Origin of the sequence: Streptomyces griseoflavus (assembly GCF_014649995.1) — a bacterium.
Lineage (GTDB): Bacteria > Actinomycetota > Actinomycetes > Streptomycetales > Streptomycetaceae > Streptomyces > Streptomyces griseoflavus.
In genome coordinates this window covers 93,384-103,525 of the sequence record NZ_BMUC01000006.1, presented here as the reverse complement: position 1 = coordinate 103,525, position 10,142 = coordinate 93,384, and the positions used below count along the sequence as shown (strand labels likewise).

The following is a 10,142-nucleotide window of genomic DNA, read 5'->3' as shown; positions in this document are numbered from 1 at the left end:
CCGGAACCGGTGTCCGAACCCCGGCCGGAACCGGTGTCCGAACCCCGGCCGGAGCCGGTGTCCGAAGCGCGCCCCCGCCGGGAGAGCCCGGCCTCCGCTCCGGCTCCGCCCGCCCCGCCCGCCTCGCCGCCGGAGACGCCCACCGCCCCGCACGCCGCGCCCCGCTCCATGGCCGCCCCCGCCCGCGACGGCGACCTGCGCCGTACCTTCCCCGCGTTCCCGCCGCGCACCGCCGACCAGGAGGGCTTCGCCGGGACGTGGTGGGGCAGGGCGTGGGTCACCGCGCTGGAGGACGGCGCGCTGGACGCCGCGCGGCTCGCCCGCGGACGCGGATACGCCGAGCAGGGTCACGTCGACGCCATCACCGTCACGCCGGGGCTGGTCCTCGCGTACGTACGGGGCAGCCGCCCCCGGCCCTACCGGGTTCAGGTGCGGCTGCGGACGTTCCGGGACGCCGACTGGGAGCGGTTCCTGGACGCCGCCGCCGAGCGGCCCGGGCACATCGCGGCACTGCTCGACAACGAGATGCCCCAGTCCCTCGCCGACTGCGGGGTCCCCCTGCTGCCCGGCCCCGGCGACCTCGACCCGCGCTGCAGCTGCCCCGACGCCGGCCACCCCTGCAAGCACGCGGCGGCCCTCTGCTACCAGACCGCCCGGCTGCTCGACGCGGACCCGTTCGTGCTGCTCCTGCTGCGCGGACGCGGTGAACGCGACGTCATCGACGCGCTGTCCAGGCTGAGCGCCGCCCGCGCGGCCCGCGCCGCCCAGGAACGGGAACCGGAGCCCCTGCCCGGCGTCCGCGCCACCGAGGCGGTTGGCCGCGCACTCCCGCCGCTGCCCGCCCCGTTGCCCCCGCCGCCGCACCCCGAGCAGCCGCCCGTCTACCCCGCGTCCCCCGGCGGTCCCGACCCCCTCGCGCTGGACCAGCTCGCCACCGACGCGGCCGCCCGCGCCCACGCCCTGCTCACCACCGGCCGGGACCCCGCCGGCGGGCTCACCCTGTGGCACGACGCGGTGCGCCTCGCCGCGGCCCGCCCCGGTTCCGGACTGACGGCCGCGACCCGCGCGCTGTACTCCTCCCTGGCCCGGGCCGCCGGCCGGACCCCCGCCGACCTGGCCCGCGCGGTCGCCGCCTGGCGCCAGGGCGGGCCCACGGGTCTCGCCGTGCTCGAAGAGCCCTGGGACCCGCCGGCCGGCCGCTTCGACCGCGCCCGTCCCCTCCTCCTCGCCGCCGACCTGCCCGCCTTCCGCCCCTGGCGCAACCGCCTCACCCACCCCCGCGGCCATGTCCAGCTCCGTCTCGGCCGTGACCACCTCTGGTACGCGTACGAGTCCGAAGCGGGCCAGGACGACTGGTGGCCCCGCGGCACCCCCGACCCGGACCCCGTGGGTGCCCTGACCGGCCTGGACACACCGGGCGACCTGTGAGGACGGGCCCCCGGCGACGCCGCCGCGCGGCTCGGACGGCTCACCGGCCCGAAGAGGCGCTGCCGGTCGACTCGCCGGTGCGGGCGGCGCCGCCGGCTTCGGCCCGGGAACGGGCCCGTGCCATCCGCGCGGGACATGATCCCGGGGCCGCGGCCCTGGTGTTCGCCGCCCTCGGGCGGCCGGACCGGGAGGCGTCCTCAGGGTTGCCCGCTCCTGCGCGCCGACGGCACGGGTGAGTCGGTCTCCCGGAGTTCGGCCAGCAACTCGCTCTGCCCGGCCAGCAGTTCGGTGAGGATGCGGCGCGCCGCGCGGAGCAGCTCGGCGACGTCACCGCCGGCCAGGGCGTACCGCACGGTGGAGCCCTCCCGGACCGAGACGACGATGCCGGACCTCCTGAGCACGGCCAGCTGCTGGGAGAGGCTGGACGGCTCGATGTCGATGTCGGCGAGCAGGTCCCGCACCGGCACGGGACCGTGCTGCAGCAGCTCCAGGACCCTGATGCGGACAGGGTGTCCCAGCATGCGGAAGAACTCCGCCTTGGCCTGGTAGAGGGGGACTTGCATGAGTGCGCGCTCCCTGCCGCATCGGGGATGTTCTGCGAGGCGCGGCGGCGCACCGAAGGCGCGCCGCCGCACGATGTGCCGTCCTTCGCCACCGATCCTTCTCGCTCACCGCGGCGCACATCCATGGCTTGGGACCATGTGGATGTGGTGACTTGAAGAAGTCTTCACATCATGGGCATGCGTCGGCCGGGGATGTCGGATCGGTCACACCTCCAGCTGTTCTTCGATCCGCTTGAGCTGGTGGCGGGCCATCGCCAGGTTCGACCGGGACTTGTCGAGGACGAGGTACAGGAACAGGCCGTTGCCGCTGCGTCCGGTGACCAGCCGGATCAGGTGGTACTGGGTTTCGAGCGTGATGAGGATGTCCTCGATCTGGCCGGTCAGGCCGAGCAGTTCCATCGTGCGCACCTTGGCGCGGATCACGTCGGTGTTGCCGGCCGCCGCGACGGTGAGGTCGAGGTCCTTCCCCCCGCCCAGCGTCCCCAGCGCCATGCCGCTGGAGTAGTCGACGAGGGCCGCCCCGACGGCCCCTTCTATGGCGGTCATGATGTCCTTCAGCGACACTTCCACGGTTGCCATGGACGTCTCCCTCTTCAGTCGAATCGTGGGTTGCGTCGGCCGGACGCGGCAGCACCCCTCGCCCTTGGCCGCGGTGGCACCGTAGGCAGGCGGCGCGCCCCCGGGGGCACCGGTTTCCGGGGATGGCCGTCGATGACCGAACGCCCGCTCAAAGAGCCGTCGTGTGACCGGTTCAGGACCAAAAAGGTGCCGGAGTGCTCCGCCGGGGTACGCGGTGCGGCCGCCAACGGTGCCCGCGTCCGAGCCGGTCCGTCCCCGCACGCGTGATCGACCCGCGGTGGCATGTCGTTGATCAAGCGGATAACTTGGTCCGCGCAGTTCTCACGTACACGGGGGTGTCGGCAGTGTCGTTCGACGACGAGTGGGCCTCGGCGAAGACAACCGCCATGCATCTGAACGGTGCCGGCGGCGGGGCGACGGCGAAGCCGGGGACCGCGGACTACGTGGTGGAGGACGACGAGCTCGGTGACATCGGTCACGCCGCCTTCGACCTGTTCAACGGCCTCGACTCCGGCGGCAAGCACGCCGCCGCGGCGAGCGGGACGGCCGGGACGAGCCTGAAGGGCGACGGCTTCGCCTCCGGTGCGGCGCTGACCGAGGTGAACAAGACCTGGGAGACGCAGGTGAGGACCCTGCTCCAGGCATGCGCGCACATATCCAACCATCTGGACCACACCAAGAAGTCCCGCAAGGCGGACGACGACTGGATCGGGGCTCGGCTCCGCATTGTCGGCCCCCTGGTGCCGGGCGACGACGGTGCTGTGTCCGCGTCGCAGATCGACACGTACTTCCGCTGAGGAGCCGGCCGACATGCCCACCTTCGAGCAGCTCCTGAACGCCAAGCTCGGTCCCCTCGACACCGCGGTCACCGACTGGACCGAGATGATCACCAAGCTGAAGCGGCTCCAGACCGACGCCAAGGCCATGAAGGGCAAGGCCGACAAGGCCACCTGGAAGGGCGAGAACGCCAGCGTCACCAAGGAGTTCGTCGTCAAGACGGCCAAGGAGTTCAGCGACGCCGTCACCGAGGCCGAGTCCGTGCGCGACCTCCTCAAGGACGCCCACACCCTGCTCAAGACCGCGCAGGACGACCTCAAGGCCGCCGTCGAGAACCCGCCGCCGGGCATCACCATCTACCCCGACGGAGTGATCAGCCACCGGGTGCATCCCGACCGCCGGTCCAAGGACAGCACCGAACCGGTGGCCACCGAGGCGCAGTTCGACGCCCTGCGCGACAAACTGGAGGGCATCCTCAGGCGAGCCGCCGAAGCGGACGAACTCTGCGCCTGGGGTCTGCGCGCCCTGATCAAGAACCACCCCAACGACTTCGGCAGCACCGACCTCGGCGGAGTCGCCGACGCCAAGCGGCTGCGCGAGGAGGAGAAGCGGCAGGCCGCGAACGGCCGGGAGGCCGCCAAGCTGTACGCGCGCTGGGAGCACCTCGACGACGAGGAGCGCGAACGGCTGCTGGAACTGGCCGAGGGCGGCCAGGACTCGCCGGCGTTCGCCGAGCAGCTGATGACGAACCTCAGCTACCGGGGCCGCGACCAGCAGGAGGCCGTACTCCTGCTCGCCGGCGGTCTGGAGGGCGGCGGCCGCGACGGCCACGTCTCCGCCACCGACGCCCGCCTCTACAAGGCCCTCTCCGGCTCCCTCGCCACCGCCACCGGCCCGGACTCCTCGATCGGCTCGCCCGGCGGCGTCACCTCGGCCTGGACCGACAAGCTCATCACCACGGCCCGTGACGGCAACGGTCTGCCCGCCCGCCACCCGGGCCGGCTGGAGGGCGGAGCCGCCGGCCTGAGCGACCTCACCAACCTGATGGCCGCGGACGCCGGCGACCCGGAGAGGAAGGCCGACGACAAGGCGCCCTACGCACGCGACAAGGACGACCCGCGCTACAGCGAGGCCTTCCTGACCGAGGTCGGCGACACCATCCGTGCCTGGGAGACGGACAACGACGACGCCTACGACGGCTACATGAAGAACTGGCAGGGCACCCAGCACGACCCGATGAAGGGCCTGCTGAACGCCATGAGCCGCAATCCGTCCGCGGCCACCGCCTACTTCGACCCGAACACCACGGACAACCTCACGTACTTCCTCGAGAAGCGCGAGTGGCCCGGTGGCGCCGTCGAGGACAAGATGCCGGAGGACACGCAGCGCAACTCCGCCCGCGCCGAGTTCGGGTCCGCGCTGGAGGCCGCTGCCACCGGACGCGAGCCCGGCAGCCCCCTGAACGCCGTCCCCGCCCATCACGACGCCGCCCAGAGCGCGATCTTCTCGCGGGTCGTGGAGGAGTACAGCGGCAAGGAGGACCAGAAGGTCCAGAGTCCCGTGCCGGTGTCCATGCGCACCAGCATGGGCTACATGATCGGCGACTACGCCTCGGACGTGCACCAGATCCTCGGCAAGAACATGGACGGCCCGACCGACTTCAACAACCTCGACATCGACCGGGGCGACCTCACCCGGGTCATGCGCGGCGTCGCCGACGATCCCCACGCGTTCGGGGTGATGCACCAGTCGCAGACCGTGGTCATCGCCGAGGGACTGAGTCACTTCCCGGCGGACTCCTACCGCACGGAGGACCCCGAACTGCGCGCCTGGGTCAAGCAGTCGGCCTCGGTCCTCGGCCATCTGGACGGGGTGCGCGGTGACGTCATCTTCGACCTCGGGCAGGCGGAGAAGGACGCCAACGCCTGGAACAAGATGATGAACTACCACGTCGTCGGCGCGCCCTTCACGGGCATCCCCGTCGTCGGCGACGTGATCCAGCGCTCGGTCGACGTCGGGACGGCCGCGTACATGAACAACCTCAACTCCGAGGTCGACGCCGAGACCCGGAACAACATGATCAATCATTTCGAGAACGGCGAGAACCAGATGTACGCCATGCTGCGGGAGTCGGCGGACGCCAGGGGCATCACGGAGGACGAACTCGACGCGAGCCCCGGCGAGTACGAGGACGGCCTCCAGCCGACGGCGGAGCAGTGGTACAAGAACGGGATCGAGGACGCCGACATGAAGATGGGGCAGTAGCCGATGGACCGCAAACGCCTCGTCCTGCCCGGCGTGCTCGTGGCCGCGGCCGCCGTCGTCGCCGCGGTCACGCTGTGGCCCGGCCAGGGGGACGACACGCGGGAGCGGAACCTCTGCTGGGGTTCCCTCACCGAGAAGACCGCGGGCCTGCTCGACGACGGCGGGTCGGGCCGCACGGCCGCCGACGTCAGGGACGCGGGCAGCGGTGAGGTGGTGAAGGACGACCGGGTCTTCGGCACGGTCTGCGTCGTCACCCGTGAGGAACCCGGAGGAAGGACCGGTCAGGACCAGTACGCCCTGACGGCCGCCGCCGGCGACGCGACCACCGACGCCCCGAAGGACGCCATGCCGATCGGTGGCGGCCACGAGGGCTGGCTCACGCTCCGGCAGGCGGTGCTGCGGCTCTCCGACGACTGCGTGAGCGCGATCGGATCGGACAGCCGGTACGGCGAACTGAGGCTGTCGGTCTACCCCCGGGTGACGGTCCACGAGGACTGGGACGCGGAGTCGGTGACCGCCGCGAGCCGCACCATCCTCCTGGAGAGCGCCGCCGGCCTGGCCGAGCGGTACGACTGCGCCCCCTGACCCCGCGGATCAGCACCGGCCGGCGGCCACCGTCACCGTGAGGTCGACGGAGACGACGGTGAAGGTCCCGGGCCAGGGCGGGGAGACGCTCAGGCAGTAGACGTCCTCGACGTCGTCGCTGCCCACCTCGAACCGGTCGGCGGTCGGCGCGCCCCCGCCGTCGCCCCGTTCGCGGTGGTCCGAGACGCGCAGCGAGCCGTGCTCGGGCCCCTCACCGCTGTTCCTGACGGCCTCGGTGATGACCTGCGCGTAGTCGCCCCGCCACCCGCCCACCTCCACGGGCCCCCCGTCGAGCTCGGCCACGGCGGCGTGGACCGCGTCGCGCAACTCCCCCTCGCTCCACGAGGCGTCGTCGTGCAGCAGCCACAGGGCGATGCCGCCGAAGAGCAGGGACCCCACGATCAGGGCCCTGCCGACCGGGCTGGCCGGGTTGTAGACGTAACGGTTCGTCCCCCACCGGGAGCGGACGAACACCGGCTCCGCCCCGTCCTGTTGATCCATGGCGACACCCTACCGATGCCGCACATCCGTTCCCGTTGCGTACGCGAACCCGAGCCTGTCCGGTTCTCGCCAGTCCGCGGTAAATGCGTGGACCGGAAACCCCCACGGACGGGAGACTTCCGGCCTCCGAACCTCCGGGAGTGTGATGGGGACAACAGACACCCGCGGGCCGACGCCGGGCAGGGGCGCGGTCGTCCTGGCGCTGCGACGTTACGGCCGTGAACTGCTGCGCCTGCGCGCCCTCGCCCTGCCCGCGATGCTCCTGCCGGCCGTGGGCAACATCGGCATCCGCTACGTGGCCCCCCTGCTGATCGCCAAACTGGCCGGCCAGGCCGCCGGCGACGAGGGCCTCACCCTCGACTCGGCGCTGCCGTACGTGCTGGCCTTCGGTGCGGTGCTGCTGCTCGCCGAGGTGCTGTGGCGGATCGGGCTGCACTGCCTGAACCGTGTGGACGCCCTCGGCATGGAGCACCTGTACGTGAGCGGCATGGACGAACTCCTCGCCAAGGACGCGGCGTTCTTCCACGACAACTTCGCCGGCTCCCTGACCAAGCGGGTCCTCGGCTTCGGCAAGCGGTTCGAGGACTTCGTCGACACGCTGACGTACCGGATCGTGGGCAGTCTCGTGCCGCTGGCGTTCGGTGCCGTGGTGCTGTGGAGCTACGAACCGATGCTCGTCGCGGGCCTGTTGCTGATGATCGCACTGACCGTGGTGGCCGCGACCCCGCTGATCCGCCGCCGGCAGCGGCTCGTCAACGAGCGCGAGGCGGCGATCGCCCGCGTCTCCGGGCACGTCGCCGACAGCCTCACGAACATGGAGACCATCCGGGCGTTCGCGGCCGAGCGACGGGAGGCGGACGAACACCGCGACCGCGTCGCCGACTCCCGGCGCCTGATGCTGAGGTCCTGGGACTACGGCAACCTGCGCGTCGACGTCCTGATCGCCCCCATGTCCGTGCTGACCAACGTGCTGGGCCTGCTGGTCGCCGTCGCCTTCGGCGGCCCGGGCCAGGGGGTCGAGGAGATCGTCGTCGCCTTCACCTACTACTCCAACGCCACCCAGATCATGTTCGAGTTCAACCAGATCTACCGGCGGCTGGAGAGCTCGATGACCGAGGCCGCGCAGTTCACGGAGCTGCTGCTCGATCCGCCCACCGTGCTCGACCCGGCGGACCCCGAACCGCTCGCACCGCGCCACACCGGCGTCCGCTTCGAGGGCGTCACCTTCGCCCACGCGGGGGCGGAGCCGATCTTCCGAGGGCTCGACCTGGACGTGCCCGCGGGCGCCCGGATCGGTCTGGTGGGCAGGTCCGGCGGCGGCAAGACCACCCTCACCCGGCTCCTGCTGCGGATGTCGGACATCGACGCGGGACGCATCCTGATCGGTGGCCAGGACATCAGCCGGCTGCGCCAGAGCGACCTGCGCTCCCTGATCGCCTACGTCCCGCAGGAACCCGCCATGTTCCACCGCAGCCTGCGGGACAACATCGCCTTCGCCCGGCCCGGCGCCACCGACGCGGAGGTCCACGCGGCGGCCGCGGCCGCGCACGTCACGGAGTTCGCCGGCCGGCTCCCCGACGGCTTCGCCACCCTGGTGGGGGAGAGGGGGGTCAAACTGTCGGGCGGTCAGCGCCAGCGCGTCGCCCTCGCCCGGGCCATCCTGCGCGACGCCCCGGTCCTGCTGCTCGACGAGGCGACCAGCGCCCTGGACTCCGAGAGCGAACTCCTCGTCCAGGACGCCCTGTGGCGGCTGATGGAGGGACGCACGGCGCTCGTGGTCGCCCACCGGCTGAGCACCGTCGCCGGCATGGACCGTCTCGTCGTCCTCGACCGCGGACGCGTCGTCGAGCAGGGCAGCCACCCGGAACTCCTCGCGGCGGACGGCGCCTACGCCCGGCTGTGGAAGCACCAGTCGGGCGGCTTCCTCGGCGAGAGCACCGAGGGGACCGGAAGCCCCGGGGAGGCCGAGCCGGACTCCGCGGACCCCCTCCCGCACGCCCGTACGAGCACGGGCCCCACATGAGCGAAGCGGTTTCCGGACAACCTCGACGGGCGCGCACCCGACGCGCGTACCCGACCCGCACCGCCGCCGCCACGGCCCCGTACAGTGCCTCCCGAACGTCCTTCCGAACCCGAGGTACTGAGCCGTGAACGCCGCCCGACCCGCCCCGACCCCAGCCGTCACCGTCGTCGGGATCGGCGCCGACGGCTGGGAGGGCGTCCCGGACGCCTCACGGGCGGCACTGCTCGACGCGCAGGTCGTGATCGGCGGCCCGCGCCAACTGGCGCTGCTGCCACCGACGTGCGGTGCCGAGCGGGTGACCTGGCCCTCGCCCCTGCGGCCCGCCGTCCCCCATCTGCTCGCCGCGCACGCCGGCCGCCGGATCGCCGTGCTGGCCAGCGGGGACCCGATGTTCTACGGGATCGGGCGCGCCCTCACCGAGGTCCTGGGCCCCGGCTCGGTGCACGTCCTGCCGCACCCCTCGTCCGTCTCCCTGGCCTGCGCCCGCCTCGGCTGGCCGCTGGAGGACGTCGAGGTCGTCACGCTCGTGGGCCGCCCCGCCGCCCGTCTCGCCGCCGCCCTGCACCACGGCCGGCGCCTGCTGGTGCTCAGCGCGGACGCCACCACCCCCGCCGACGTCGCCGCCCTGCTGCGCGACCGGGGCTTCGGACCGAGCCGGATACGGGTCCTGGAACAGCTCGGCGGCGCGCGGGAGCGGACGGCCGAGGCGGTCCGCGCCGACGACTGGCCGGTGCCGTACGCGCCGGGCGACCCGCTCAACGTCGTCGCCGTCGACTGCCGGCGCGCACCCGGCGCGCTGCGCGTGGGCGCCGCGCCCGGAGTGCCGGACGCCGCGTACGAGCACGACGGACAGCTCACCAAGCGGCACGTCCGCGCCGCCACCCTCGCCGTGCTCGCCCCCGCCCCCGGCGAACTGCTGTGGGACGTCGGCGGGGGCTCCGGTTCCGTCGCCGTCGAGTGGATGCGCACCCACCCGTCCTGCGGGGCGGTCACCGTCGAACGCGACCCCGACCGGGCGGCCCGCATCACCCGCAACGCCGGCCGGCTCGGCGTACCGGGGCTGCGCGTGGTGACCGGTACCGCACCCGGTGCCCTCGCCGGACTCGACCGGCCGGACGCCGTGTTCATCGGCGGCGGGCTCACCGAACCCGGACTCCTGGACGCCTGCTGGCAGGCGCTCCCCGCGGGCGGGCGGCTGGTCGCCAACACCGTGACCCTGGAGTCCGAGGCCGTGCTGGCCGACGCCCACCGCCGGTACGGCGGTGAACTGGTGCGGCTGGCCGTGGCGCACGCCGTGCCCGTGGGCGGCTTCACCGGGTGGCGGCAGGCGATGCCCGTGACCCAGTGGGCCGCCGAGAAGCCCACCGCACCGGCCGGTCCGGCGCAGCCGGCCTGATCACGGTGCCCGGCCCGCCGCCGCC

Annotated in this window: 9 protein-coding genes; 6 read left to right on the top strand and 3 right to left on the bottom strand. The window is 72.9% G+C overall.

Annotation, left to right across the window (positions count from 1 at the left end):
* Positions 1-1,428, top strand: a 1,428-nt coding sequence (locus tag IE172_RS34530) for an SWIM zinc finger family protein (RefSeq protein WP_229886077.1), incomplete at its 5' end; no start/stop codon positions are given.
* Between the two features lie 197 nt (positions 1,429-1,625).
* On the opposite strand, the gene IE172_RS14885 is transcribed toward IE172_RS34530, so the two are convergent.
* Both IE172_RS14885 and IE172_RS14880 read right to left on the bottom strand, forming a co-directional pair.
* Entirely contained in the window at positions 1,626-1,991 is a 366-nt protein-coding gene (locus IE172_RS14885) for an ArsR/SmtB family transcription factor (protein WP_190097697.1), read from the bottom strand.
* Between the two features lie 204 nt (positions 1,992-2,195).
* Positions 2,196-2,570 (bottom strand): roadblock/LC7 domain-containing protein, encoded by a 375-nt coding sequence (locus IE172_RS14880; protein WP_190097696.1) that lies wholly within the window; start codon positions 2,568-2,570, stop codon positions 2,196-2,198.
* Between the two features lie 344 nt (positions 2,571-2,914).
* On the opposite strand from IE172_RS14880, the gene IE172_RS14875 reads away from it, so the two are divergent.
* From IE172_RS14875 to IE172_RS14865, 3 genes are read left to right on the top strand one after another with little or no spacing between them, the layout of a single operon-like run.
* Positions 2,915-3,367 carry a hypothetical protein gene (locus IE172_RS14875; protein ID WP_190097695.1) on the top strand — a complete coding sequence of 151 codons (453 nt, stop codon included), beginning with the start codon at positions 2,915-2,917 and terminating at the stop codon, positions 3,365-3,367.
* A 13-nt stretch (positions 3,368-3,380) separates the two neighbouring features.
* Entirely contained in the window at positions 3,381-5,612 is a 2,232-nt protein-coding gene (locus IE172_RS14870; protein ID WP_190097694.1) for a DUF6571 family protein, read from the top strand.
* Positions 5,613-5,615: 3 nt separating this feature from the next.
* Positions 5,616-6,197, top strand: coding sequence for a hypothetical protein (locus IE172_RS14865; protein ID WP_190097693.1), 582 nt, complete (start codon positions 5,616-5,618; stop codon positions 6,195-6,197).
* A 9-nt stretch (positions 6,198-6,206) separates the two neighbouring features.
* Here IE172_RS14865 and IE172_RS14860 read toward each other — a convergent pair whose 3' ends face one another.
* Positions 6,207-6,698 (bottom strand): hypothetical protein, encoded by a 492-nt coding sequence (locus tag IE172_RS14860; protein WP_190097692.1) that lies wholly within the window; start codon positions 6,696-6,698, stop codon positions 6,207-6,209.
* Between the two features lie 145 nt (positions 6,699-6,843).
* Here IE172_RS14860 and IE172_RS14855 point away from each other — a divergent pair, with 145 nt between their 5' ends.
* Together IE172_RS14855 and cbiE are read left to right on the top strand one after the other, a co-directional pair.
* Positions 6,844-8,721, top strand: a complete 1,878-nt coding sequence (locus IE172_RS14855) for an ABC transporter ATP-binding protein (RefSeq protein WP_229886075.1) — start codon at positions 6,844-6,846, stop codon at positions 8,719-8,721.
* A 124-nt stretch (positions 8,722-8,845) separates the two neighbouring features.
* Positions 8,846-10,117 carry a precorrin-6y C5,15-methyltransferase (decarboxylating) subunit CbiE gene (gene cbiE / locus IE172_RS14850; protein ID WP_190097691.1) on the top strand — a complete coding sequence of 424 codons (1,272 nt, stop codon included), beginning with the start codon at positions 8,846-8,848 and terminating at the stop codon, positions 10,115-10,117.
* The last annotated feature ends 25 nt before the right edge of the window (positions 10,118-10,142 follow it).